This is a genomic window from Methylobacterium sp. J-118, from assembly GCF_057836565.1.
Map to the genome: position 1 here is coordinate 2,884,296 of NZ_JBYQFA010000001.1, position 25,054 is coordinate 2,909,349.

25 protein-coding genes are annotated in these 25,054 nt (G+C 71.8%); 22 read left to right on the forward strand and 3 right to left on the reverse strand.

The window, feature by feature from the left end; all coding sequences use genetic code 11:
• Nucleotides 1-104 precede the first annotated feature (104 nt).
• The 5 genes from AC3IF3_RS13920 to AC3IF3_RS13940 all read left to right on the forward strand — a co-directional run bounded on the left by AC3IF3_RS13920 (nucleotide 105) and on the right by AC3IF3_RS13940 (nucleotide 5,340).
• Complete coding sequence (locus AC3IF3_RS13920; protein WP_489216653.1) at nucleotides 105-479, forward strand: hypothetical protein; 375 nt, start codon at nucleotides 105-107, stop codon at nucleotides 477-479.
• Between the two features lie 25 nt (nucleotides 480-504).
• The gene (locus AC3IF3_RS13925) at nucleotides 505-1,452 is read left to right on the forward strand and encodes a LysR substrate-binding domain-containing protein (RefSeq protein ID WP_489216655.1); all 948 of its coding nucleotides are present in this window, start codon (nucleotides 505-507) and stop codon (nucleotides 1,450-1,452) included.
• Nucleotides 1,453-1,519: 67 nt separating this feature from the next.
• Complete coding sequence (locus AC3IF3_RS13930) at nucleotides 1,520-2,713, forward strand: CaiB/BaiF CoA transferase family protein (protein WP_243969038.1); 1,194 nt, start codon at nucleotides 1,520-1,522, stop codon at nucleotides 2,711-2,713.
• Nucleotides 2,710-3,657, forward strand: coding sequence for a hydroxymethylglutaryl-CoA lyase (locus AC3IF3_RS13935; RefSeq protein WP_489216657.1), 948 nt, complete (start codon nucleotides 2,710-2,712; stop codon nucleotides 3,655-3,657). The genes AC3IF3_RS13930 and AC3IF3_RS13935 overlap by 4 nt, the downstream gene beginning before the upstream one ends.
• Nucleotides 3,658-4,011: 354 nt before the next feature.
• Nucleotides 4,012-5,340: an MFS transporter gene (locus AC3IF3_RS13940; protein ID WP_243964775.1), complete on the forward strand. Its 1,329-nt coding sequence runs from the start codon at nucleotides 4,012-4,014 to the stop codon at nucleotides 5,338-5,340.
• Nucleotides 5,341-5,374: 34 nt separating this feature from the next.
• Here AC3IF3_RS13940 and AC3IF3_RS13945 read toward each other — a convergent pair whose 3' ends face one another.
• Nucleotides 5,375-6,334, reverse strand: a complete 960-nt coding sequence (locus AC3IF3_RS13945) for a helix-turn-helix domain-containing protein (RefSeq protein WP_243964777.1) — start codon at nucleotides 6,332-6,334, stop codon at nucleotides 5,375-5,377.
• Between the two features lie 250 nt (nucleotides 6,335-6,584).
• Here AC3IF3_RS13945 and AC3IF3_RS13950 point away from each other — a divergent pair, with 250 nt between their 5' ends.
• Together AC3IF3_RS13950 and AC3IF3_RS13955 are read left to right on the forward strand one after the other, a co-directional pair.
• Nucleotides 6,585-6,998 (forward strand): Ros/MucR family transcriptional regulator, encoded by a 414-nt coding sequence (locus AC3IF3_RS13950; protein WP_489220334.1) that lies wholly within the window; start codon nucleotides 6,585-6,587, stop codon nucleotides 6,996-6,998.
• 3 nt (nucleotides 6,999-7,001) lie between these two features.
• Nucleotides 7,002-7,253 (forward strand): hypothetical protein, encoded by a 252-nt coding sequence (locus AC3IF3_RS13955; protein WP_489229249.1) that lies wholly within the window; start codon nucleotides 7,002-7,004, stop codon nucleotides 7,251-7,253.
• A 198-nt stretch (nucleotides 7,254-7,451) separates the two neighbouring features.
• Here the strand turns inward: AC3IF3_RS13955 and AC3IF3_RS13960 are convergent, their stop codons facing one another.
• Nucleotides 7,452-9,080, reverse strand: a complete 1,629-nt coding sequence (locus AC3IF3_RS13960) for an inorganic phosphate transporter (RefSeq protein ID WP_489229251.1) — start codon at nucleotides 9,078-9,080, stop codon at nucleotides 7,452-7,454.
• 429 nt (nucleotides 9,081-9,509) lie between these two features.
• Between AC3IF3_RS13960 and AC3IF3_RS13965 the strand changes: the two genes are divergently transcribed.
• From AC3IF3_RS13965 to phnE (AC3IF3_RS14000), 8 genes are all read left to right on the forward strand, one after another.
• Nucleotides 9,510-12,707, forward strand: a complete 3,198-nt coding sequence (locus AC3IF3_RS13965; RefSeq protein WP_489229253.1) for an autotransporter family protein — start codon at nucleotides 9,510-9,512, stop codon at nucleotides 12,705-12,707.
• Nucleotides 12,708-12,825: 118 nt separating this feature from the next.
• Entirely contained in the window at nucleotides 12,826-13,974 is a 1,149-nt protein-coding gene (locus tag AC3IF3_RS13970; RefSeq protein ID WP_489229255.1) for a ceramide glucosyltransferase, read from the forward strand.
• Nucleotides 13,975-14,006: 32 nt separating this feature from the next.
• Nucleotides 14,007-14,693 (forward strand): DUF1045 domain-containing protein, encoded by a 687-nt coding sequence (locus tag AC3IF3_RS13975; RefSeq protein ID WP_489229257.1) that lies wholly within the window; start codon nucleotides 14,007-14,009, stop codon nucleotides 14,691-14,693.
• Nucleotides 14,686-15,312: an LbetaH domain-containing protein gene (locus AC3IF3_RS13980; RefSeq protein WP_489229259.1), complete on the forward strand. Its 627-nt coding sequence runs from the start codon at nucleotides 14,686-14,688 to the stop codon at nucleotides 15,310-15,312. Before AC3IF3_RS13975 ends, AC3IF3_RS13980 begins: the two co-directional genes overlap by 8 nt.
• Before the next feature lie 168 nt (nucleotides 15,313-15,480).
• Nucleotides 15,481-16,329, forward strand: a complete 849-nt coding sequence (phnC, locus tag AC3IF3_RS13985) for a phosphonate ABC transporter ATP-binding protein (protein WP_489229261.1) — start codon at nucleotides 15,481-15,483, stop codon at nucleotides 16,327-16,329.
• An 81-nt stretch (nucleotides 16,330-16,410) separates the two neighbouring features.
• On the forward strand, nucleotides 16,411-17,340 hold the full coding sequence (gene phnD / locus AC3IF3_RS13990; protein ID WP_489216675.1) for a phosphonate ABC transporter substrate-binding protein: 930 nt from the start codon (nucleotides 16,411-16,413) through the stop codon (nucleotides 17,338-17,340).
• 7 nt (nucleotides 17,341-17,347) lie between these two features.
• A complete protein-coding gene (gene phnE, locus AC3IF3_RS13995) occupies nucleotides 17,348-18,238 on the forward strand; it encodes a phosphonate ABC transporter, permease protein PhnE (protein ID WP_489229263.1) in 891 nt (296 codons plus the stop codon).
• On the forward strand, nucleotides 18,235-19,101 hold the full coding sequence (phnE, locus tag AC3IF3_RS14000) for a phosphonate ABC transporter, permease protein PhnE (RefSeq protein ID WP_489216679.1): 867 nt from the start codon (nucleotides 18,235-18,237) through the stop codon (nucleotides 19,099-19,101). The genes phnE (AC3IF3_RS13995) and phnE (AC3IF3_RS14000) overlap by 4 nt, the downstream gene beginning before the upstream one ends.
• A 6-nt stretch (nucleotides 19,102-19,107) precedes the next feature.
• Here the strand turns inward: phnE (AC3IF3_RS14000) and phnF are convergent, their stop codons facing one another.
• Nucleotides 19,108-19,851 carry a phosphonate metabolism transcriptional regulator PhnF gene (gene phnF, locus AC3IF3_RS14005; RefSeq protein WP_489229264.1) on the reverse strand — a complete coding sequence of 248 codons (744 nt, stop codon included), beginning with the start codon at nucleotides 19,849-19,851 and terminating at the stop codon, nucleotides 19,108-19,110.
• A gap of 79 nt (nucleotides 19,852-19,930) precedes the next feature.
• Between phnF and phnG the strand changes: the two genes are divergently transcribed.
• From phnG to phnL, 7 genes are read left to right on the forward strand one after another with little or no spacing between them, the layout of a single operon-like run.
• The gene (gene phnG, locus AC3IF3_RS14010) at nucleotides 19,931-20,401 is read left to right on the forward strand and encodes a phosphonate C-P lyase system protein PhnG (RefSeq protein WP_489229266.1); all 471 of its coding nucleotides are present in this window, start codon (nucleotides 19,931-19,933) and stop codon (nucleotides 20,399-20,401) included.
• 2 nt (nucleotides 20,402-20,403) lie between these two features.
• Complete coding sequence (gene phnH / locus AC3IF3_RS14015) at nucleotides 20,404-20,991, forward strand: phosphonate C-P lyase system protein PhnH (protein WP_489229267.1); 588 nt, start codon at nucleotides 20,404-20,406, stop codon at nucleotides 20,989-20,991.
• 2 nt (nucleotides 20,992-20,993) lie between these two features.
• Nucleotides 20,994-22,100 (forward strand): carbon-phosphorus lyase complex subunit, encoded by a 1,107-nt coding sequence (locus tag AC3IF3_RS14020; protein WP_243964794.1) that lies wholly within the window; start codon nucleotides 20,994-20,996, stop codon nucleotides 22,098-22,100.
• Nucleotides 22,097-23,101: an alpha-D-ribose 1-methylphosphonate 5-phosphate C-P-lyase PhnJ gene (locus AC3IF3_RS14025; RefSeq protein ID WP_489229269.1), complete on the forward strand. Its 1,005-nt coding sequence runs from the start codon at nucleotides 22,097-22,099 to the stop codon at nucleotides 23,099-23,101. The genes AC3IF3_RS14020 and AC3IF3_RS14025 overlap by 4 nt, the downstream gene beginning before the upstream one ends.
• Nucleotides 23,098-23,574 carry a GNAT family N-acetyltransferase gene (locus AC3IF3_RS14030; protein ID WP_489229270.1) on the forward strand — a complete coding sequence of 159 codons (477 nt, stop codon included), beginning with the start codon at nucleotides 23,098-23,100 and terminating at the stop codon, nucleotides 23,572-23,574. The genes AC3IF3_RS14025 and AC3IF3_RS14030 overlap by 4 nt, the downstream gene beginning before the upstream one ends.
• Entirely contained in the window at nucleotides 23,571-24,344 is a 774-nt protein-coding gene (gene phnK / locus AC3IF3_RS14035; protein WP_489216687.1) for a phosphonate C-P lyase system protein PhnK, read from the forward strand. Before AC3IF3_RS14030 ends, phnK begins: the two co-directional genes overlap by 4 nt.
• Nucleotides 24,341-25,048 carry a phosphonate C-P lyase system protein PhnL gene (gene phnL, locus AC3IF3_RS14040; RefSeq protein ID WP_243964797.1) on the forward strand — a complete coding sequence of 236 codons (708 nt, stop codon included), beginning with the start codon at nucleotides 24,341-24,343 and terminating at the stop codon, nucleotides 25,046-25,048. The genes phnK and phnL overlap by 4 nt, the downstream gene beginning before the upstream one ends.
• Nucleotides 25,049-25,054: the final 6 nt, after the last annotated feature.

The following is a 25,054-nucleotide window of genomic DNA, read 5'->3' on the forward strand; positions in this document are numbered from 1 at the left end:
CCCCACCCCCGCCTGCCTTGAAGGGCGCCGCCGCCGGCCGGTAAGGGCAACGGAGGGCGCCGGAACACGTTGGCGACGTCGGAGCAGTGCCGCGGAGACCAGGCATGGATGCAGAACTCGCCGACCACGTCAGGGCCGCCAGCGCGGCCGCCCGGCGCCACGCCCTGGCCTTCCGGGCCCCGGCCGGCAAGGACGCGCTGCCCTGGTCGGTCATCGAGGCCTACGACTCCCGGGTCCGCAGCCATGTCGAGCGCGACCCGCGGATCGAGGACGAGCGCGACCGGGTGCTGATCGCCGCCGTGAAGCTCGCCGAGACCCCGGTCGAGGAGGGGGAGGACACCATCGCGTCGGCGCGCACCCATCTCGTCGACGCGATCGCCTATCTGGAGCAGGCGGTGCTGCGCTTCGGCCGGGTCAACCGGCAGGGCGCGAAGCTCGGCCACGGCCATTACGGCCAGCCGGTCGGATCGCGGGACTGACCGCCTCGGTTTCGGGGGAGACCGGATGTCCGCCGACCTGCCCGCCGCCGCGGTCCTGAGCCGCCTCGACCTCAAGACGCTGCGCCTGTTCGCGGCGATCTGCGCGGAGGGCACGCTCAACGGCGCGGCCAGGCGGGCGGCCATCGCCCCCTCGGCGGTGAGCAAGCGGCTCGCCGAGCTGGAGCACGCCCTCGGCTGCGCGCTGCTCACCCGGGAGCCCCGGGGCATGCGCCTGACGCCGGCGGGCGAGACGCTGCTCCACCATACCCGCCGGATGCTGGCGAGCGCCGAGCAGATCGCTCTGGAACTCGCCGAGCATGCCAGGGGCGTGCGCGGCTTCGTGCGGGTGCTGGCCAACCTCTCGGCCATCGTGGAATTCCTGCCCGAGGATCTCCGGGCCTTCCTGGCCGCCCAGGGCGGGATCCGGGTCGACCTGGAGGAGCGCCCGAGCGGCGGCGTGGTGGCGGGGGTCGAGGAGGGGCTCGCCGATCTCGGCATCTGCGCGGGCGGGACCGACACGCGCACGCTCGCCGTCTGCCCGTACCGGACCGACCGCCTCGTCCTGGTGATGCCGGAGGGCCATCCCCTGAGCGCGCGCGGCGCCGTCGCCCTGGCCGACACCCTGGACTACGACCATGTCGGGCTGCACGCGGAGAGCTCGATCTACGCCGCCCTGCGCGACGAGGCCCGGCGCCTCGGCCGGCCGCTCCGCCTGCGGATGCACGTGCCGAGCTTCGACGCGATCTGCCGGATGGCGCAGGTCGGGCTGGGGCTCGGCACGGTGCCGGAGCCCGTCTACGCCCTGCTCGGACCGTCGATGCGCCTCGCCGCGGTGCCGCTCACCGACCCCTGGGCGCAGCGCACGCTGAGCCTCGTCGTCCGCCCCGGCTTCCTGCCCCCGGCCGCCGCCCTCCTGCGCGACCACCTGTGCGCCGCCGCGGCCCAGCGTTCTCCGCCGGAGAACGCACGATGATGGATGGCGTTTGGACTTCCACCCGGGTGCGATAGTATTCATCGGTCAACAAAACAGGGAGGAGCGCATGTCCGGTCCGCTGAGCGGTATCCGTGTTCTCGAACTCGGTCAGCTCATCGCCGCGCCGTTCGCGACGCGCCTGATGGCCGAGTTCGGCGCCGAGGTGATCAAGGTCGAGCCCCCGGGCGAGGGCGACCCCCTGCGCAAGTGGCGCAAGATGCACGAGGGCACCTCGCTCTGGTGGTACCTGCAGTCGCGCAACAAGAAATCGATCGCCGTCAATCTGAAGTCGCCCGAAGGCCTCGACATCGTCAAGCAGCTCGCCCGGAGCGCCGACGTGGTGGTCGAGAACTTCCGCCCCGGCGGGCTGGAGAAGCTCGGGCTGGGCTGGGACGTGCTCTCGGCCCTCAACCCGAACCTCGTGATGGTCCGGATCTCGGGCTACGGCCAGACCGGCCCGTACCGCGACCGCCCGGGCTTCGGCGCCATCGGCGAATCGATGGGCGGCATCCGCTTCACCACCGGCAGCCCGGATTCGCCCCCGGCGCGGGTCGGGGTCAGCATCGGCGACACCCTCGCCTCGCTCCACGGGGTGATCGGCGCCCTGATGGCGCTCCTGCGGGTCAAGACCGGCCAGGGCGCCGGCCAGGTCATCGACGTCTCCCTCGTCGAGAGCGTGTTCAACGTGATGGAGAGCCTCGTCCCGGAATACGATCTGCTGGGCGAGGTCCGCACCCGCACCGGCGGGGCGCTGCCGGGCATCACCCCGTCGAACACCTATCCCACCCGGGACGGCGGCTACGTGGTCATCGCCGGCAACAGCGACCCAATCTTCCGCCGCCTGATGACGGCGATCGGCCAGCCCGACCTCGCCGAGGATCCTGGCCTGCGCAACAACGATGGCCGCTCCAAGCAATCCGCCATGCTGGACGGCGTCATTGCCGATTGGTCGAAGACCAAGACCGTCGAGGAGGCGCTCGCGGCCCTCGATTCCGCCGACGTGCCGGCGGGCCGGATCTACTCGGTGGCCGACATCGTGGCCGACCCGCACTACCAGGCCCGCGACATGATCCTCCAGGCCGAGCTGCCCGGCGGGACCGCGGTGAAGATGCCCGGCATCGTGCCGAAGCTGTCCGACACCCCCGGCGAAATCCGCTGGCAGGGCCCGGCGCTCGGCGCCCACACGGACGCGGTTCTGTCCGAACTCGGCCTCGACCCGGAGCGGATCGCCGCCCTGCGCGCGAAGGGAGCCGTGGCATGAGCGCCCCGACCCGCACCCCGACGAGCGACACGCTGATCGTCCAGGAGGTCGCCACCCGCGACGGCTTCCAGATCGAAGCCGCCTTCGTGCCGACGGAGGAGAAGATCCGTCTGATCGACGCCCTGGCGCAGACCGGCTTCACCCGGATCGAGGTCTCCTCTTTCGTCTCGCCGAAGGCCGTGCCGGCGCTCGCAGACGCCGCCGAGGTCTTCGCCGGGATCCGGCGCCGGCCCGGGACGGTCTACGTCGCCCTGGTGCCGAACCCGAAGGGCGCCGAGCGGGCGCTCGCCGCCAAGGTCGACGAGGTCAACCTCGTGGCCTCGGTGAGCGAGACCCACAACCGCGCCAATATGGGCATGAGCCCGGCCGATTCGATTGCCGGCTTCGCGCGGATCATGGAGGCGGTGCACGGCGCGCCGGTCAGCACCAACGCCACCGTGGCCACCGCCTTCGGCTGCCCGTTCGAGGGCGACCAGCCCGCCGACAAGGTCCTGGCTCAGGTGGAGCGCTACCTGTCGCTCGGCGTCGACGGGGTGACGCTCGCCGACACCACCGGCATGGCCAATCCCCGGCAGGTGGAACGGCTGGTCGCCCGGGTGCTGCCGCTGGTCGGGTCCGGGCGCCTGACGCTCCACTTCCACAACACGCGCGGCCTCGGCCTCGCCAACGTGCTGGCCGCCTACGAGGCCGGCGCCCGGCGGTTCGACGCGGCGCTCGGCGGCCTCGGCGGCTGCCCGTTCGCCCCCGGCGCCACCGGCAACATCTGCACCGAGGATCTGGTCAACATGGCCCACGAGATGGGCGTGCCGACCGGCCTGGACCTCGCCGCGCTGATCGGCCTGTCGCGGGACCTGCCCCGCCTCGTCGGCCACGACGTGCCCGGCCAGGTCGCCAAGGCCGGACGCGCCAGCGACCTGCATCCGCCGCCCGCCAGGGCGGCGTGAACCCACGACGGTGAAGCGCTGATGTCTCTGACGGACGCGACGCCCTCCCTCCCCCCTCCGCGGGGGAGGGTGGCCCCCGAAGGGGGTCGGGAGAGGGGCGGCGCGACGGTGCAGGATCGTGCTGTGCCCGTCATGCGGGTCGCGTCCAGTCCTGAAGCGTCGCTCCCCTCTTTCGGGACTTCGTCCCGGCCCGACCCCTGCTGACGCAGGGGCCACCCTCCCCCGCAGAGGGGGGAGGGGCCCGCGCCCTGGCTGGCGGTCCGATTCACGCAAGCCTAACCGAACCACCGGAAGCCGCCCATCCGAAGGCGACACCGCTCACCCAAGTCCAAAAAAACAACCCCGGAGGAAACCATGACCGCAGCCCTGTCCGGGTCGCCGGAGGCCGTCGAGGCCGGCGCGGTGGCCGAGAACGCCGTCATCCGCAAGGTCGCGTGGCGGCTCATGCCGCTGATCATGATCTGCTACATGTTCGCGTTCTTCGACCGCATCAACATCAGCTTCGCCAAGTTCCAGCTCCAGAGCGACCTCGGCTTCAGCAACGTCGCCTACGGCCTCGGCGCGAGCATGTTCGTGATCGGCTACGTGATCTTCGAGGTGCCCTCGAACCTGATGCTCTACCGGGTCGGGGCACGGCGCTGGATCGCCCGGATCATGATCTCCTGGGGCATCGCCACGGCCCTGATGATCCTCATCCGCAGCGAGTGGCACTTCTACGCCCTGCGCTTCCTGATCGGCGCCATGGAGGCGGGCTTCGCACCGGGCATCCTCTACTACCTGACCCTGTGGTTCCCGGCCTCGCATCGCGGCCGGATCACCTCCTTCATGTTCGTGGCCTCGGCCTTCTCGGGCATCTTCGGGGCGCCGGTGGCGGGGCTGATCCTCGGCGGCCTCAACGGCGTCGGGGGCCTGGCCGGCTGGCAATGGCTGTTCCTGGCCGGCGGCCTGCCCTGCCTCGTCCTCGGCCTCCTGGTGCTGACGCGGCTCGAGGACCGGATCGCCGATGCGGGCTGGCTGTCCGAGCCCGAGAAGGCGCTCCTGTCGAGCCGCATCGCCCACCACAACCGCGAGATCGGCGACCACTCGCTCCTCGGGGCGATCCGCCAGCCGGGCTTCCTGATGATCGCGCTGATCTACTTCCTGCTGCAGATCGGCTCCTACGGCCTGAATTTCTGGGGACCGGACCTGATCAAGACCGCGAGCGGCGCGCAGGCCGCCTCCGTGGGCTTCCTGACGGCGATCCCCTACATCTGCGGGGCGATCAGCATGGTGGTGGTCGGGCGCCTCTCCGACGCCTCGGGGGAGCGGCCGAAATTCGTCGCGGGGCTCGCCATCGCGGCGGCGCTCGGCTTCTTCGGCGCCGGCCTGTTCGACAAGCACATCGTGCCGCTGATGTTCGCGCTCGCCCTGCTGGGGGCCGGCATCGTGGCCTCGATCCCGACCTTCTGGACGCTGCCGGCCAAGCTCGTCACCGGCGTCGGCGCGGCGGGCGGGATCGCGCTGATCAACACCCTCGGCCAGTTCGGCGGCATCGTCAGCCCGGTGATGGTCGGCTGGGTCAAGGACCTGACCGGTTCGACCACGCCCGCCCTCTACGGCATCGGCGCGCTCTGCCTCGTGGCCGCGGCGCTCGCGCTCTTCGCCATGCCGGCGAGCCTGCGACGCAACGACCGCGCGGTCTGACCGGCGCCGGCCCGGACCCGGCCGGGACGGCGGTTCAGATCCGCACCGAGACGGCGCCCTGCCGGTATTCGCTGGGCGTCAGTCCATGATGGTGCTTGAAGCGGCGGGCGAAGTGCGCCTGGCTGGCGAAGCCGCAGCCATAGGCGAGCGTCCCGATCGGCAGATGGCCGCAGCTCGGATCGGCCAGCCGCCGGGCGGCCGCCTCCAGGCGCCGGTGCCAGATCCAGTCTGAGATCGGCTGGCCGTGCTCGTGGAACAGCTCCTGCAGGCGCCGGAGCGACACGCCCATGGCGGCGGCGAGCTGGGGCGGGTCCAGGTCGGGATCGCCGAGATGGGCCTCGACATAGGCCTTGGCCCGCTGGACCACGACGGTGCCGTGCAGGGGCTGGGGCACCTCCTGCGCCAGCCGCTCGGCGATGCTGGCCACGATCAGATCGACACCGACATCCGCCATCCGGGCCGCGGCGTCCGGGGTGAGCTGTCGCCGCACCTGGATCAGATCGTGAAAGAACGTCCTGACGAGCGTCGCGGAGCCGAGTTCCGCGCCGATGGGCAGGGCCGTGTAGAGCCGGGCGGGCCCGAGCCGGCTCTCCAGGCGCTGCCGCGGCAGTTCCAGGAACATGGACTGGCTGCCCGGACCGGATTCGAGCACGGCCGGACGGTGGTCGAGCACGCAGACATCGCCCGGCCGCTGGCCCGCCGTGCGCTCGTCCTGCTGCACGAGCAGGGATCCGGCGAGCTTGAACAGCACGACGAGCGTGTCGCCCTTCCTGAGGCGCCGCAGGAGTTCGGGCGTGGCCTCGTTGCGGACAGCGCCCTGCGCGATGCGGGTCAGAAGCAGCGGGCCGACCGCGGCGACATCGAGCCGGCCTTCGAACGGAGAATCATCGAGGCGCTCGACCTCGATCGGCAACTGCCGCTGGCGCAGGAGGTCGCGCCAGAGCGGGAAGCTGTCTTTGGGGTGCGTACCGTCGGTCGAAAACAGCGGCTGCATTGGTAAATTTACCCCTACGCCCACCCGTTTGCGCAGCTGGTCAAGAATCCTCGCGCCATCGGACAAGCACGAATCGACACATATTGTATATCATCTGCATCCTCAAGAAGTGACGGGAAACGTACTTGAGGTAAACAATAGTTCGGTCTCCCGAGCGCCTCTCGGATCCGAGCGATTCCCGATCTGCCGCAAGGCACTACGGGAAAAACTCGACGATCCCGCAGAGGTTCAACAGATGGCGATGCTCGAAATGGACAACCTCAAAGAACACCACCCCACCTTCATGCTGCAGAAGGTCGGTGCCATCGTGGCGGCCTACGTGTCCCGGAACGCCGTCGGCATCGCGGATCTGCCGGATCTGATCGATCAGGTGCACATGGCGATCTCGGATCTGCGCGACGGCCAGGCGAAGGTCGGATCGAGCTGGGCCGGGCCGAATGCGGGGCAGGTCGAGGCCTCGATCCAGCATGATGGCCTGATCAGCTTCATCGACGGCCGGTCCTACAAGACCCTGAAGCGCCACCTCACCGCCCACGGGCTCACCCCGGAGCGCTACCGCCTCCAATACGGGCTGCCGGCCGATTACCCGATGGTCGCCCCGGGCTACGCCGCCAAGCGATCGCAGATCGCCAAGGCGATCCAGCTCGGCCACCGGGCGGCCTGAGCGATGGCGCTCCGCTGCTCGCACGGGCCGAACCAGCGGCCCGCGTCATCCGCCGATTCGGCCCGGACCGAACATACACTCGCCTGCCTCGCGAAGGCGCTGGATGTGCCGCTCGCGTCCTTCTTCCCGGACAAGGACCGGCAGGACGAAGCCGTCAGGCAGGCGGCCGATCTCGTCACCATCTTCGCGGGGATCGAGAATGCGGCCGCGCGCCGGACCTGCCTGGCCTTCGTCCGGGCGATGGCGAGTTCCTGAGGCGCCGGGGGGCGCCGCAGCCGGCGGGGCGCAGGCCGCCCGCTCCGCGCCCGGGGGGGCGTGCGGGGCGGGCCGGCCGGTCCGACCGGCTGCGAAACGGAATCGTCCCGGAGGCCGGGGATCGGCGTCCGGGACGATGCGACTCGGAACGTGGCGCGGCGTCCCGGCTTCGGAGTCCGGGACGCCGCGTGCGCCGTGTCAGAACAGGTGACGCAGGATGAAGAACAGTCCGGCGGCGAGCGTGATGGCGGCCGGGAGGGTCATGATCCAGGCCAGCGCCATGTTGCGCACGGTCGACATCTGCAGGCCCGAGCCGTTGGCCGCCATCGTCCCGGCGACGCCCGAGGACAGGATGTGGGTGGTCGAGACCGGCAATCCGTAGAGTTCGGCCAGCCCGATCGTGCCGGCGGCCACGATCTCGGCGGAGGCACCCTGCGCGTAGGTCAGGTGCGTCTTGCCGATCTTCTCGCCCACGGTCACGACGATGCGCCGCCACCCGACCATGGTGCCGAGGCCGAGCGCCAGGGCCACGCAGACCTTCACCCAGCCCGGGATGTAGCGCGTGCCGTCGTTGAGCAGCCCCGCGTAGCGCTTCAGCGTCGCCTTCTCGGCCTCCGAGAGATCGGCACCCGCGTTCGGCAGGACACGCACCGCGTCGGCGGCGAGATACATGTCGCTGCGCAGGTTCTGCGTCTGGGCGGCCGGCACGGTCCGGATCGCACCGTAGTTCTTCACGCTGGCGGCGATGTCGGTGGAGAGCACGGATAGGGCCGCGTAGACCGGAGGCGTGTTCACCGCCTTGGTCTTCAGCGCCTCCGTCACAGTCCGGCGCGCCGCGGCGGCATCCGGCGCCGCGGCACCGGGGGCGTGGGCGGAGAACACCTGGCTTGCCGCCGTCGAGGTCTGAATGAAGGCCGGCGTCGTGTCGTCCGACATGGTGCGGTTCAGGGCGTAGGCGGTGGGGGCGGCGCCGATCAGGATCAGCATGATCAGGCCCATGCCCTTCTGCCCGTCATTGCCGCCGTGGAAGAACGAGACCAGCGTGCAGGTGAGGATCAGCATGCCCCGGATCCACAGGGGCGGGGGGGCGTCGCCCTTCGGCGCCTCGTAGAGGTCCTTGCGGCGCACGGCGAATTTCAGGGCGAGCAGCAGCAGCGCCGCCAGCACGAAGCCGCAGACCGGTGAGAACAGCAGCGCCTTGAACACGTTGAGCGCCTGGCCCCAGTCGACGCCCGAGGTGCCGTCGCCGCCGCTCATCAGCTGGTTGGCGAGGCCGACGCCCAGCACCGATCCGATCAGGGCGTGGGAGGACGAGTTCGGCAGGCCCATGGCCCAGGTCCCGAGGTTCCAGATGATCGCCGCCAGCAGCAGCGCGAAGATCATCGCGTAGCCCGCCCCAGAGCCGACGTTCAGGATCAGCTCCACCGGCAGCAGCGTGACGATGGCGTAGGCCACCGCGCCGGAGGAGAGCATCACGCCGAGGAAGTTGAAGAAGCCCGACCAGATCACCGCCACGAGCGGCGGCAGCGAGTGGGTGTAGATCACCGTGGCGACCGCGTTGGCGGTGTCGTGGAACCCGTTCACGAACTCGAAGGCGAGGGCGATCAGCAGGGCGAGGCCGAGGAGCGCGAAGGCGCCGTAGGCCAGCGGTGCCTCGCCGACCGCGTTCATGTCGGTGATCAGGCTCACCACCGCGTAGCCGAGCCCCGCCACCAGGACGAGCAGGAACGCGATCACCCCGCCGGGATGGATCCGATGTTCGAGGCGCGGCCCGCCCGCGGGCCTGTTCCCTAGGATCCCCGAGGGGATCACGGCAGAATCGGACATGAACCCTCGCGCGGAACCGGTTGTGCTGGTGAATGCGGGATTAAGATCCGCGCGTGACGCTTCGGTGACGGCACCCTTCGATCCGGGTTGCGGGTCACACCATTCGCGCGGCGAAGGACTGCGCAGTGCTGGAACCACTTCGGCCGGGCGGCCCGCGCGATGCATCCGCCTTCGCCGCGCCGCGCGTGCCCCTGTCGGCCGACGGGGTTACGGCACGCGCAGAGCTTTCGCCTCGCGGTGAGGATGTTCGGCGGTTTCCCGACAGATGAAGACCGGGACTTTGCTGTGCTGGCTAAGTTATCGATCTGTTGCTTCGATGCGACACGCAGCGATTCTGCTGAAGATGACTTAATTATGACGCTGGCGGAGCCGCGTATTTCGCTAAACCTCCCGCCGCAGGCCGAATGGCCGCGGCTTTGGGGGCCAGACATGACGTTACGACACGGGATCTCGATCGCGGCCTTGACGGTCGCGGTATTCGGGCCGGGCGCGCAGGCACAGACCGCCAACACGACGCCGTCCGACGTCAACGTGCTCAATCTCCTGGCCCCCTATCTGGCGCTCAACGCCACCGCGACCGGTCAGCGGACGCTGCAGCTCAACCTGTCGCAGGGGGTGGCGCTCAACAACGCGGCCGGCCTGTCCCAGCAGCAGAACGCGATCAGCGACAAGAACCTGCTCGGCTCGATCAGCAACGACCTGTCCGCCTCGGGGCTCGGCACCTACGGGGTGGCCGCCAACCTCGCGGGCGGCCTGCCGGCCCAGACGGCGATCAACGGCATCGTGCCCCAGCAGCTCGTCGGCGGCCTCGGCGCCCAGCTCGGGCCGATCTACCAGCGCGGCGTCGCGCCGGGCGTGAACGGCCCCCTCGGCAGCGTCGTCAGCCTGCTGGCCGGCGCCTACACCTTCTCCGGGAACAATCTCGGCGTCGCCAAGAACTACTTCGCCAACGGCGCGGCCACCAATCCGAGCGTGACCCCGGCCAACTACGTGGCGGTGCCCGCCGTGGCCCCGGCCGGCTACACCCTGCCGACCTATAACGGCCTGCCCAACACCACCAACAGCGTCTACGACCTCGCCTACGGCGTCACCAACACGCAAGCGGGCCAGGACGTCTACGGATCCTCGCGGCCGGTGCAGGTGGCGCCGTCCCAGTACAACGCCTTCGACCCGACCGCGCTCAACGGGATCGCCACCAACCCGTCCTTCCCGAGCGGGCACACCACCTACGCCTTCACGGACGGCATCCTCCTGGCGATGCTGGTGCCCCAGCAATACCAAAATATGCTGCTGCGCGCCGCCGACTACGCCAACAACCGCATCGTGCTGGGCGTGCACTACCCCCTCGACATCATCGGCAGCCGGGCGCTCGCCGCCTACGATCTCGCCCAGGCCTTCACCAACCCGGCCTACATCAACAACGCCGCGGTGACCGGCACGGCGATCAACCTGCCCAACCAGTTCGTCCAGGCCCAGGGCCAGATCCAGGCCTACCTCGCCGCCCAGTGCGGCAACACCGTCGCGGCCTGCGCCGGCAGCGCGGCCAACGGCGCCGGCAACCCCTACCTCCCGTCGGCCGCCAACCATGCCACCTACCAGAGCCGGCTCACCTACGGCCTGCCGACCCTGAGCCTCGCCCAGGCCCCCCGCGAGCAGGCCCCCGCCAACGGGCCGGACGCGTCGATCCTGCTGGCCCCCCTCTACGGCGGCTCCACCACCGCCGCCCGCACCCTGGCGCCCGGCGGCGGCCTCTACGGCCAGCTGTCCACGGGAACCATCAACCAGATCCTGGTCAACACCGAGACCAACGCGCTGGCCGCCTTCTACGGCAGCGCGCTGAGCTACTGGAGCCGCATCGACCTGTACTCCGCCGCCGGGTACTTCGGAAACGTGACCGGCACCCTGCGGATGGACACCGCCGACAGCCTGGCCATCGATGTCGCCATCGGCCAGGGCGGCGCCCTCTACGCCAACGGCACCATCGCGGGCACCGCCTTCGTGGGCTCCGGCGGCCTGCTCGGCGGATCGGGCACGGTCGGCGGGATCAGCGCCCTGTCCGGGGGCACGGTGGCGCCGGGCACCGCGATCGGCACGCTCTCGGTCACCGGCGCGGTCGCCTTCGCGCCCGGCTCGACCTACCAGGTCGAGGCCAACGCCGCCGGCCAGGCCGACCGGATCGCGGCCGGCGGCGCCGCCGCCCTGTCGGGGGGCACCGTCCAGGTGCTGGCCGCCTCGGGCAGCTACAGCCCGCGCACCACCTACGCGATCCTCACCGCCGGCGGCGGCGTCTCGGGCCAGTTCGCCGGCGTCACGTCGAACCTCGCCTTCCTCAGCCCGGGCCTGCGCTACCTGGCCAACGAGGTCGACCTGACGCTCACCCGCAACGACGTGGCGTTCTCCAGCTCCGCCACCGGCCGCAACGGCGCGGCCGCGGCCGACGCCATCCAGGCGGGCGGCGCCGGCCGGCTCTACGACGCCGCGTCCGGCTTCACCACGGGCGAGGCCGGCGCCGCCTTCCGGGCGCTCGCCGGCGACATCCACGCCAGCACGGTCTCGACCGCCTACGAGACCGCGTTCTTCGTGCGCGAGGCGGTGCTCGACCGCCTGCGCTGGGGCAATCCCGGCACCGGGCTCGATTACGGAAGCCTGCCGGCCGCCTACACGGCCGATCTGCCGGGCCGGGCGCCGGTGGTGGCGGGGGTGCCGGTGCGCACCCTCGACCCGCAGGTCTTCGGGCTCTGGGGCCAGGGCTTCGGGGCGTTCGGCACGGCCGGCGGGGGCGGCAACGCCTTCGACCTCGACCGGCAGATCGCGGGCTTCGCCGCCGGCGCGGATGTACGCCTGCCGGGCGGGCTGCGCTTCGGCGTGGTCGGCGGCTACACGGAGGCCAATCTCGACAGCGCCGGGCGGAGCGGCGGCCTGAGCCGGGCGGAGAGCGCGACGCTCAAGAGCGGGTTCGGCGGCGTCTACGGCGGCGCCGAGTTGGGGCCGGTCTCGCTGCGGCTGGGCGTGATTTACGCCGACACGGATACGCGCACCCGGCGGGCGGTGCTGTACGGGCTGTCGGACACGCTGACCGGGCATGGCGGCGGCCACACCCTGCAGGGCTTCGGCGAGCTCGGCTGGAAGATCGTGCTGGGCGCGCCGGCGCCGGCGGTGCTGGTGTCGAAGGACGGCGCGGCGGCGGCGGTCCAGCCGGCGGCGGCCTATCTGGAGCCGTTCGTGGGCGGGGCCTATGTCGGGATCCGGCGGGACGCCTTCGCGGAGGCCGGGGGCGCGGCGGCGCTGACGAGTTTCGCGCGCGACTACGACCTCGGGGCGGCCACCGTCGGGCTGCGGGCGCAGACCAGCCTGGACCTGGGCCTGGGTCTGCCGGTGACGCTGCGGGGGCTCATCGGATACCGGAGGGCGTTCGGGGACGTGGTGCCGGCGGCGCTGCTGCGCTTCGGCACCGGCCCGGCCTTCCTGAGCGCGGGCGTTCCGATCGACCGGGACGCGCTGGTGGCGGAGGTCGGCCTGGACCTGGCGGTGGCGCCGAACGCGAGCCTCGGCGTCGCCTATACCGGCCAGACCGGCACCCGGGCCCAGGATCAGGCCGTCAAGGGCAACTTCACCCTCCGGTTCTGAGGACCACGCCGCGACCGCGGGCCGGCAATATCCGGCCCGCATCCCGTGCGTGTCACACGACTGACGCGGTCCGGCCGCTAGCGACCGGGCCGCTCAGGACGCCAACGGGGGATCCCGCATGATTGACGCCACGGTGCCGGCCCTCGCCCTCGGCGCGCTCCTGGCCCTCGTCCAGATCGGCAGCATCGCCATCGCGGGCCGGCGCATCGGCCGAAGCCACGGGCCGTCGCGGTTTCCGGCGGGGGCGCCCGTCTCCCTGGTCCGCCCGCTCCACGGGGTCGAGGCCTACAGCGAGGAGATGCTGACCCGGAGCTTCCGCCTCGACTATCCGGCCTACGAGCTGATCTTCTGCGTGGCCGATCCGGCCGATCCGATCGTGCCGCTGGTGGAGCGCCTGATCGCCGCCCATCCCCACGTGCCGGCCCGCCTGATCCGCGGCGACGAGCGCGTCAGCGAGAACCCGAAGCTGAACAACTGCCTGCCCGGCTGGCGCGCCGCCGCCCACGATTGGGTGGTGCTGGCCGATTCCAACGTGGCCATGCCGCCGGATTACCTCCAGTGCCTCCAGGCCGCGTGGCGGGAGGAGACCGGCCTCGTCTGCTCGACCCCGGCCGGCGCGCGCCCGGGCAGCTTCATGGCCGAGGTCGAGTGCGCCTTCCTCAACACCCTGCAGGCGCGCTGGCAATACGCCGCCGAGGCGTTCGGCCTGGGTTTCGCGCAGGGCAAGAGCATGCTGTGGCACAAGCCGTTCCTGGAAGCGCAGGGCGGCCTCCAGGCGCTCGCCGCCGAGATCGCCGAGGACGCGGCCGCCACCAAGCTGGTCCGGGCCGCCGGCAAGCGCGTCCATCTCGTGGCGAGCCCCTTCGAGCAGCCCCTGGGACCCCGCGGCTTCCGGGAGGTCTGGGCGCGGCAGCTGCGCTGGGCCCGGTTGCGGCGGGTGACCTTCCCGCTGTTCTTCATCCCGGAGATCGGCAGCGGCGTCCTGCTGCCGGCGCTGCTGCTGGCGCTGTGGTCCGGCAGCCTCGCCGGACTTTCCGGCGCTGCGGGTATCGCGGTCCTGTGCTACGGAGCCGAGCACTGGCTCGCGGTCCGCGCGGGCTGGCATCGCTCGCCCCGCATGCCGGCGGTCTTCCTGGTGCGCGATCTCCTGATCCCGGCGATCTGGCTGGGCGCCTGGGTGCAGAGCGCCATCGTGTGGCGCGGCAACGCCATGGATGTCCGTCCGCGCCGGCCCGCCGACGCCCGGAGCTACGCGCCGACGGCCTGAGGAATGCCGCGAGATACCCGGAGGCTTTGGACGTGTCGCGCCGCTACGCCCTGTACTGGCTCCCTGCTCCGGGCTCGCGTCTGGAGGCGTTCGGCAACGCCGTGCTCGGCTACGACAACGCGTCCGGGCGGACGGTCCCGCATCCGGAGACACCGGGCGGCCTCGCTGCGGTCACGGCGGGGGCCCGGCTCTACGGTTTCCACGCGACCCTCAAGGCGCCGCTGCGCCTCGCGCCGGGGACCGCGGAGGCCGATCTCGTCGCCGCCGCCCGGGGCCTCGCCGCCGCGCACCCGCCGGTGCCGCTCGGGCCGCTGGTGGTCGCGGCGCTCGGACCGTTCCTCGCCCTGGTGCCGGAGGCCCCGCCGCCGGGTCTGGGCCTGCTCGCGGCCGAATGCGTCGCCGCCCTCGACCCGTTCCGGGCGCCGCTGACCGGGGCCGAGCGCGCGAAGCGCCGGCCGGAGCGGCTGGATTCCCGCGGCCGCGCGCTGCTCGACCGCTGGGGCTACCCCTACGTGTTCGAGGCCTTCCGCTTCCACATGACCCTGACCGACGCCCTGCCGGGGCCCGACCACGACGGCTGGCACCGGCGCCTCGCCGCGGCCTATGCCGCCTCGGGCCCGGAGCCCGCCGTGATCGACGCGGTGTGCCTCCTGACCCAGGACGGGTCCGGGCCGTTCCGGCTCCTGGCGCGCCTGCCCTTCGGAGACGCCCATGGCTGACCAGCCCCTCGGGCTCGCGCCCGCCATCGATCCCAGCGCCCGGGTCCAGGCAAGCCGCCTCGGCCACTACACCGAGATCGGGGCCCGCACCCGCATCACCGAATCGGTCCTGGACGATTATTCCTACATCGCCCAGGACGGCGAGGTGATCTACACGACGATCGGCAAGTTCTGCTCGATCGCCGCGAGCGTGCGGATCAATCCCGGCAACCATCCGATGGAGCGCGCATCGCAGGCGCATTTCACCTACCGGGCCCGCGCCTACTGGCCGGAGGAGGCGGACGAGGACGCCTTCTTCGACCGGCGCCGGTCGAGCCCGGTGACGATCGGCCACGACGTCTGGATCGGCCACGGGGTCGTCGTCCTGCCCGGCCGCCGCATCGGCACCGGCGCGGTGGTCGGGGCGGGGGCGATCGTCACCCGCGATGTCGCCCCCTACACGATCGTGGTCGGCAATCCCGCGCGGCCGGTGCGGCCCCGCTTCCCCGAGGCGATCGCCGCGCGCCTGGAGCGCCTCGCCTGGTGGGACTGGGATCACGCGCGCCTGCGCCGGGCGCTGCCGGATTTCCGCGGGCTCGCCATCGAAGCGTTTCTGGACCGTCACGAAGCTTCGGCGTGACATCGCCGCCGCGGACACCGTCTTCGTCCGCGTGGCGGCGACATCATCTCGGTAAGATACCCGCGCGGATCCCTATTCATTCGTCGGCTATAGATATTCCGAGGTCTTCGTCATCCAACCGTCGTAGAAGCGGCGTTTAGCTGCGGCCATTCCGCCGCGGATGGATGCATGCTCGTCATCGAAGATCTCACGCGCCAGTATGGCGACCGGCGCGCGGTCGACGGTGTCTCGTTGCGGATCGAGCCCGGCAGCTTCGTCGGCGTGATCGGCCGCTCGGGTGCCGGCAAGTCGACGCTGCTGCGCCTGATCAACCGGCTGGCGGATCCGAGTTCGGGCCGTATCCTCCACGACGGGCGGGACGTCACGACCCTGCGGGGCCGGGCCCTGCGGGACTGGCGCACCCGCTGCGCCATGATCTTCCAGCAATTCAACCTCGTCGGCCGCCTCGACGTGATGACCAACGTGCTCATGGGGCGCCTCAGTCACGTGCCGAGCCACCGGGCCCTGATGCGCCTGTGGTCCGACGCGGACCGGGCCATGGCGCTCGCCGCCCTGGAGAGCTTCGACATGGGCGAGTTCGCCGGCCAGCGGGCCGATGGCCTGTCGGGCGGGCAGCAGCAGCGCGTCGCCATCGCCCGCGCCCTCGTGCAGGAGCCCGAGATCCTGCTCGCCGACGAGCCGGTGGCCTCCCTCGACCCGCGCAACACACGCCTCGTGATGGATGCGCTCGCCGACGTGAACCGGCGCTACGGCATCACGGTGCTGTGCAACCTGCATTCCCTCGACCTCGCCCGCGCCTATTGCGACCGCCTCGTCGGCCTCGCGGCGGGCCGCGTGGTGTTCGAGGGCGGCCCCTTCGACCTCACCGAGGACGTGGCGCGCCGGCTCTACGGGCTGGAGGCCGGCGAGGTGCTCGACGATTCCGCGCAGCGCGAGGCGGAGCAGCGGGCGGCCATGCCGGGCCTGCCCGGCTCCATGCCCGCGCGTCCGGTCCGCGAAGCCGCGATCGGCGCCTGAGCCGACAACGATGTCCGTCACCCCGGCGCGCAGGGGGCCGGCCGGCCGAGCCCTGCCCCAGGGCCCGCACAGGAGAACGCAATGATCACCCGACGCACCCTCGCGGCCGCGGCCGCCGCCCTCGCGCTCCTCGGCCTGCCGGCCGCCGCCCAGGACTGGAAGGCCCAGTATCCCGAACTGACGCTGGGCGTGATCCCCGCCGAGAACGCCTCGGGCACCGCCGATCGCTGGGCGCCGCTCACCGCCTACCTGACCAAGACCCTGGGCGTGCCGGTGAAGCTGCGGGTCGCCAGCGACTACGCGGCCGTGATCGAGGGCCAGCGCGCCGGCAACATCCAGATCGCCTGGTACGGCCCCGCCTCCTTCGCCCGGGCGGTGATGACCGGGGTGAAGATCGAGCCGATCGTGAACCAGAAGCACGAGACCGGCGCCTCGGGCTACTATTCGGTGGTCTACGTGCTGGCCACGAGCCCGTACAAGACGGTCGAGGACCTCAAGGGCAAGAACCTCGCTCTGGTCGACCCCAATTCCACCTCCGGCAACCAGGCGCCGCGCTTCTTCCTCAAGCGGGCCGGCTACGACGTGGAGAAGTTCTTCGCCAAGACCTTCTACGCCGGCAGCCACGAGAACGCCGTCCTGGCGCTCACCCAGGGCACCGCCGACGCCGCCGCCAATCTCTGGAACTCCGAGACCGACACGATGGTCACCCGCATGGCCGCCAAGGGCATGCTCAAGAAGCCGGACGGCACGCCGATGCAGCAGTCGGACTTCCGGGTGGTGTTCAAGTCCGACTTCCTGCCGGAGGGCCCCTTCGCCGTGCTGGCGAGCCTGCCCGACGACCTGAAGGCCAAGATCCGCCAGGCCTTCATCGCTCTGCCGACCGCCGACAAGGCGGCGTTCGACCGGCTGTCGGACGGCAAGGACCAGGGCCTCACCCCGGTGACGCTGAAGGATTATCAGCCGATCATCGACATGCTGAAGTTCAACGACGAGCAGCGCAAGAAGTCCTGATCCGGGCATGCCGACCTCGCACGGCCCGACACCCCTGCCGCCGGAGCGGGAAGCCGCCCTCTCCGGCCTCTACGCGGCGGCGACCCGGGCCGCGCGCCGCCGCACGCTGGCGGGCTTCGCGATCGTCGCGGTGCTGGCGCTGCTCGCCGGGCTCGCCGCCGAGGTGCGGCCGCTGGTCTTCATCGAGAACATCGGCAAGTTCACCGCGTATATCCAAGAGATCCTGCCGCCGATCGGCCTCGACCATCCGATCGAGGACGTCCGCGCCTGGTACTGGGGCCTGCCGAACTGGCTTGGCTTGCTGGGCGAGACCCTGCTGATGGCCTATCTCGGCACGCTGCTCGGCGGGCTCGCGGGCTTCGCCCTGAGCTTCCTGGCGGCCGCCAACCTCGCGCGGTCGCGCCTGCTGCGCATCGCCGCCAAGCGCTTCCTGGAGGTCTGCCGCACCGTCCCCGAGGTGGTGTTCGCGCTGCTCTTCGTGATCGCCTTCGGCCTCGGGCCGATGGTCGGCGTGCTGGCCATCGCCATCCACACCACGGGGGCGCTCGGCAAGCTGTTCTCCGAGGTGGTCGAGAACATCGACATGCGTCCCGTCGAGGGCCTGTCGGCCTCGGGCGCCACGTGGATCGAGACCGTGCGCTTCGCGGTGCTGCCCCAGGTGCTGTCGAATTTCGCCTCCTACGCGCTGCTGCGGTTCGAGATCAACGTGCGCGGGGCGGGGGTGATGGGCTTCGTCGGCGCCGGCGGCATCGGCCAGGAATTCCTGGTGGCGATCCGCAACTTCTACTATGCGGATGTCAGCGCGATCCTCGTGCTGATCATCCTCACCGTGTTCTGCATCGACCTCGCCACCGAGCGGGTCCGCCATCGGCTGATCGGCCCGGAGCACGCACGATGAGCGCGCGGTCCGAGACCCTGCGGGCGACCGCCCGGGCCGACCTCGCCCGGCTGCGCGCCCGCTACCCGGCGCAGTTCCGCATCGACTGGGCGGCGCGGGCACGCCTGGCCGGGGTGATCGGCCTCCTCCTCGGACTGGCGGCGTTCGGCTATTGGCGCCTCGATTTCTCGGTGGCGCGGATCCTCCACGGGCTCGGGCGGCTCGGCACCTTTGCGGTGCTGATGCTGCCGCCGTCCCCGGAGGGCCAGTTCTGGACCTTCCTGCACGCGCTGGGCGAGACCCTGGGCATCGCCTTCCTCGGCACGCTGACGGCGGCGATCCTGGCCTTCCCGGTGGCGTTCCTGGCCGCCCGGAATGTCGTCCCCAACCCGTTCGCGCGCTTCGCCGTCCGCCGCGGCCTCGACGTCATGCGCTCGGTGGACGTGCTGATCTGGGCGCTGATCTGGATCAACGTCGTCGGGCTCGGCCCCTTCGCGGGGGCGCTCGCCATCGCGTGCTCGGATTTCGGGGCGTTCGGCAAGCTGTTCTCCGAGGCGATCGAGACCTGCGACCGCCGGCCCGGCGAGGGCGTCGTCGCCTCGGGCGGCTCGGCCCTGCACCGGATCCGCTTCGGCCTGATCCCCGCCGTGCTGCCGGTGCTGGCGAGCCAGGTGCTGTACTTCTTCGAATCGAACACCCGCTCGGCCACGATCATCGGCATCGTCGGCGCCGGCGGTATCGGCCAGTATCTCACCGAGCTGATCCGCGTGCTGGAGCTGAGGCAGGTCGCCTTCCTGGTCCTGATGATCCTCGTCACCGTGGCGGCGATCGACGGGGTCTCGACCCGCCTGCGCCGGGCGCTGATCGGGCCGGCGGCGCGCTGACCGGCCTCACGTGCCGATCACCAGCTCCACCCGGTCGGCGGCGAACAGGGTGCGGTTCGCCTGGATCGGCACGCCCGCCTGGTCGATGTTGACGCTCGAGACGACCATCACAACCCGCCCGGGGGCGATGTCGAGGCGCCCCGCCTCCTGGGCATCGGCCGGGCGGGCGCGGATGCGCGTCGAGAGCCGGGTGTAGTCGTGGACGCCGCAGGCCGCCAGCGCCCGGGTGATCGAGCCGCGCTCGGCATAGGCCTCGGCGAAGCCCGAAAAGCGTGGCAGCGGCAGCCAGGTCAGCGCCGTCGACAGCGGGGTGTCGTCCGCCCGGTGGACCGTCAGCAGTTCCAGCACCGGCGCGCCGGGGGGGAGCGCCAGCGCCGCCGCCTGCTCGGAGCCGGCCGGGCGGGTGCCCGAGGCGATCAGGTCGCCCCAGGCTTCGCGGCCGGCCCCGGCGACGATCTCGGAGAAGCGGGTGCGCGGCCCGATCGGGTAGGCCAGCGGGGCGTCCTCGACGAAGGTGCCCCGGCCCTGGCTGGCCCGCACGAGGCCGCTCTCGGCCAGGGCGGCGAGGGCCCGGCGCACCGTGTGTCGGTTCACCGAGAACCGCGCCGCGAGCGCCGCCTCGGTGGGAAGCTGCTGCCCGGGTGCGTGGGATCCCGCGGCGATCTCGGCCGTGAGGGCGTCGGCGATCTGCCGCCACGCCGCCAGTCCCTCACCCCGGACGAGGCCGGGCGCCTGCTCCTGTGCGTCCATCCTGTCATCCAAACTTCATTTGTGCCCGGGGCGCCAGTTGTCTATATATCTATACAACGATGCGACGGAGGGATTCGCGATGACCCCGAACCCGACGGGACCGCAGAATGGTCCCGGGATCGAAGCCCGGCGGGCGATGATGGCGCTCTGCGCCGAAGCCGGCCGGAGTGAGCTCGAAGCCGCCGTCGCGTGCCTCGATGCCCCGGCGGCGGAGGATCTGCGCCCCCCGGAAACCGGGCTGGTGATGGCCGAGGGCCGGATCGGCGGCGACGGGCGGCCGTTCCATTTCGGCGAGGTCAGCGTGACCCGGGCGTCGATCCGTCTCCCGGATGGCAGCACCGGCTTCGCCTACCATCTCGGTCGCGACCGCACGAAGGCGCGGCTGGCCGCGATCCTCGACGCCCTCTGGCAGGATTCGGCACGGCGCGCCGGGGTCGAGGCGGCCCTCGCCGGCGCGGCCGCCCGGACCGAGGCGGCGCGCCGACAGGCGGCACGGCGCATCGCCGCCACCCGCGTCGAATTCCTGACCGTCGCCCGCGGGGAGGACTGAGCATGCTCGCACCCGGTTTCGCCGATCCGGTCCACGATGCGCAGGACACGTTCCGCGCGGTGATGGATGCCCTCGCCCGGCCGGGGCGGCCCCGGCCGCTCCGAGCCGGCCTCGAGCCCCCGGCGCCGCTGACCCCGGAACTCGCCGCCGTGGCGCTGGCGCTCACCGATGCCGACACGCCGGTCTGGCTCGATGCCGGCCTGGCGGCGGCCCCCGAGGTCGCCGTGTATCTGCGCTTCCACACCGGGGCGCCCCTCACCGACGATCCGGCCGGGGCCGCCTTCGCGCTGATCGGCGATCCGGCCCGCTGCCCGCCGCTCGGCACCTTCGCGTCCGGCACGCCGGCCTATCCCGACACCGCCACCACCCTGGTGCTCGCCCTCGACGCGATCACCGAGGGGGCGGGGCTGTGCCTCGCCGGCCCCGGCATCCGCGGCACCGCCCGCGTGGCGCTGGCGCCCCTGCCGGAGGGCTTCGTCGCCCAGTGCGCGGAGAACCGCGCCGACTTCCCCCTGGGCGTCGACCTGATCCTCACCGCCCCCGGCCGGGTCGTCGGCCTGCCGCGCTCCACCGCCGTCACGGAGAATTAGCCATGTACGTGGCCGTGAAGGGCGGCGAGGCCGCCATCGACAACGCCCACCGGCTCCTGGCCGAGGCCCGCCGCGGCGACCCCGCGGTGCCGGAGCTGTCCGTGGCGCAGATCCGCGCGCAGATGGCCCTGCTGGTCGACCGGGTGATGACCGAGGGCTCGCTCTACGACCCCGACCTCGCGGCTCTGGCCCTCAAGCAGGCCCGGGGCGACGTGGTCGAGGCGGTGTTCCTGGTCCGCGCCTACCGGACGACCCTGCCGCGCTTTGGCGCCTCGGTGCCGGTCGATACCGGCGTCATGGCGGTGGAACGCCGGGTCTCGGCGACCTTCAAGGACCTGCCCGGCGGGCAGGTGCTCGGGCCGACCTTCGACTACACCCACCGGCTGATCGACTTTGCGCTGGCCGCCGAGGGCGAGGTCCAGGCCGCCGCCGAGGCCGAGCCGCGCGACGATGCCGGGCACTGCCCGCGGGTCACCGACCTGCTGGCCCGGGACGGGCTGATCGAGGCCGCCCCCCCGGATGACGGCACGCCCCCGGGCGACCTCACCCGGGAGCCGGTGGATTACCCCGCCGACCGGGCCCTGCGGCTCCAGGCCCTGGCCCGGGGCGACGAGGGCTTCGTGCTCGGCCTCGCCTATTCGACCCAGCGCGGCTACGGCCGCACCCACCCGTTCGTGGGCGAGATCCGGGTCGGCGAAGTCGCGGTGGACTTCGTCCCCGAGGAGCTGGGCTTCCCGGTGCCGCTCGGCCGGGTCCGGCTCACCGAATGCCAGATGGTCAACCAGTTCAAGGGTTCGGGGGCGGCGCCGCCCCAGTTCACCCGCGGCTACGGGCTCGCCTTCGGCCAGAGCGAGCGCAAGGCCATGGCGATGGCCCTGGTCGACCGGGCCCTGCGGGCGGAGGAACTCGGCGAGCCGGTGGCGAGCCCGGCCCAGGACCAGGAATTCGTGCTCGCCCATTGCGACAGCCTCCAGGCGACCGGCTTCGTCGAGCACCTGAAGCTGCCGCACTACGTCGACTTCCAGGCCGAGCTGGAACTGGTTCGCCGGCTACGCGCCGAGTTCGAGCGGAAATCCGAACCCGTCGAGATGCAGGAGGCCGCGGAATGAGCGAAACAGCGATGCCGGCTTCATTCCCCTCCCCCTTGCGGGGAGGGGTCAGGGGTGGGGGTGGTGCAGACGGCACCGTAGCGCTCGATCCTGCACTACCCCCACCTCCGGCTCCTCCCCGCAAGGGGGAGGAGAGGGGCGACACGGGCTCCGGCTACAACTTCGCCTATCTCGACGAGGGCACGAAGCGGATGATCCGCCGGGCGATCCTCAAGGCGATCGCGGTGCCGGGCTACCAGGTGCCGTTCGCCTCCCGGGAGATGCCGATGCCCTACGGCTGGGGCACCGGCGGCGTGCAGGTCACGGCGGCGATCCTCGGTCGGGCGGACGTGCTCAAGGTCATCGATCAGGGCGCCGACGACACCACCAACGCGGTCTCGATCCGCCGCTTCTTCGCCAAGACCTCCGGGGTCGCGACGACGACCCGGACCGCCGAGGCGACGATCATCCAGACCCGCCACCGCATCCCCGAGACGCCGCTCTCGGAGGGGCAGACCCTGGTCTATCAGGTGCCGATCCCCGAGCCCCTGCGCTTCCTGGAGCCGCGCGAGACCGAGACCCGCCAGCTCCACGCGCTCGCCGAGTACGGGGCCATGCACGTCAAGCTCTACGAGGATATCAGCCGGCACGGGCACATCGCCACCACCTACGCCTACCCGGTGGAGGTGGCCGGCCGCTACGTGATGGACCCGTCGCCGACGCCGAAATTCGACAACCCCAAGATGGACGATTGTCCGGCCCTCCAGCTGTTCGGCGCGGGCCGCGAGCGGCGCATCTACGCGGTGCCGCCCTACACCCGGGTCCGCAGCCTCGATTTCGAGGACCATCCGTTCCGCGTGCAGGAATTCACCCACCCTTGCGCGCTGTGCGGAGCTGAGGGCGTCTATCTCGACGAGGTGCTGCTCGACGATGCCGGCCGGCGGATGTTCGTCTGCTCGGACACCGACCATTGCGAGGGCCGCCGCGCGGACGGGCATATCGGCACGGGGGACGCGGCATGACCGGCCTCACGGTCCGCCGGGCCGGGCAGCCCGACCTCCCCGCCATCCTCAACCTCTACGCTGAGCTGAACGGCGGGCGAGTGGCGACCCTGGCGCAGGCGGAAGCGCTCCTCGATCGGCTCGAGACCGCCTATCCCGATTACGGGCTCTACGTGGCCGAGGTCGACGGCGCGGTCGTCGGCACCTTCTGCCTCATCGTCCTCGACAACATCGCCCATTGGGGCATGCCCTCGGCTCTGGTCGAGAGCGTCGTGGTCGCGTCCGGGCATCGCGGCGGCGGCCTCGGCCGCGCGATGATGCATGAGGCGTTCCGCCTCGCCCAGGCCCGGGGCTGCTACAAGCTCGCCCTGTCGTCGAATGTCGACGCCAAGCCGGCGCACGCCTTCTACGAGGGCCTCGGCTTCGAGCGCTACGGCTACAGCTTCCGCCTGGATCCCCCCTTCGTGCCGGACGTCGCAGAGGTGACCCGATGAGCGAGCCCCTGCTTCAGGTCCGCGGCCTGACCAAGCGCTACGGCGCCCGCCTCGCCTGCGCCGACGTGTCGTTCGACCTGGTGCCCGGCGAGGTGCTGGCGGTCGTCGGCGAATCCGGCTCGGGCAAGTCGACGCTGCTCTCCCTCATCGCCACCGAACTCGCCCCGGATGCCGGGACGGTCTCCTACCGGATGCGCGACGGCGGCCTGCGCGACCTCGCCGGCCTGAGCGAGGCCGGGCGTCGGGCGCTGATGCGCACCGAGTGGGGTTTCGTCCGCCAGGACGCGGCCCAGGGCCTGCGCATGGCGGTCTCGGCCGGCGGCAATGTCGGCGAGCGGCTGATGGGGATGGGCGAGCGCCATTACGGCCGGATCCGCGCCCAGGCGCTCGACTGGCTCGGCCGGGTCGAGATCGCCGCCGACCGGATCGACGACCCGCCGACGCGGTTCTCCGGCGGCATGCGCCAGCGGCTCCAGATCGCCCGCAACCTCGTCACCGGCCCCCGGCTGGTGCTGATGGACGAGCCGACCTCGGGGCTCGACGTCTCGGTCCAGGCCCGGCTCCTCGACCTGATCCGCCGGCTCTCGGCGGAGCTCGGGCTCGCCGTGATCATCGTCACCCACGACCTCGCGGTGGCGCGGCTCCTGTCGCACCGGATCGTGGTCATGCGCGCCGGCCGGGTCATCGAGACCGGGCTGACCGACCAGGTGCTCGACGATCCCGCGCAGGCCTACACCCAGCTCCTCGTCTCCTCGGTGCTCGCCGCATGACCGCGCTTCTGACCTTCCAGGACGTCGCCAAGAGCTTCACCCTGCACCTGCGCGGCGGCGTCGTGCTGCCGGTGGTGGGCGATGTCAGCCTCGCGGTCGAGCCCGGCGAGTGCGTGGTGCTCGGCGGCCCCTCGGGGGCGGGCAAGTCCTCGCTGCTCAAGATGGCCTACGGCAATTACCGCTGCGATGCGGGCGCGATCCGGATCCGGGACGGCGACGCCGTGATCGACGTGGTCCGGGCCGACCCGCGGGTGATGCTGTCCCTGCGGGCCCGGGTCATCGCCTACGTGTCGCAGTTCCTGCGGGTGATCCCCCGGGTCCCGGCCCTCGACGTGGTCGAGGCCGCCGGCCGCGAGGGCGGGCTCGACGCGGCGACGGCGCAGGCCCGGGCCAAGGATCTGCTCGCCCGGCTCAACCTGCCCGAACGGCTCTGGGGCCTGCCGCCCGCGACCTTCTCGGGGGGCGAGCAGCAGCGGGTCAACATCGCCCGGGGCCTGATCGCCGACCGGCCGCTGCTGCTGCTGGACGAGCCGACCGCCTCCCTCGACGCGCAGAACCGCGCCGTGGTGGCCGAGCTGGTGCGCGAGAAGCTGAAGGGCGGGGCCGGCGTGCTCGGCATCTTCCACGACAGCGAGATGCGCGATGCTGTAGCGACCCGGGTGGTCGACGTCACCCGCTTCGCGCCGCCAGCCCGGGCAGCCTGAGGACCG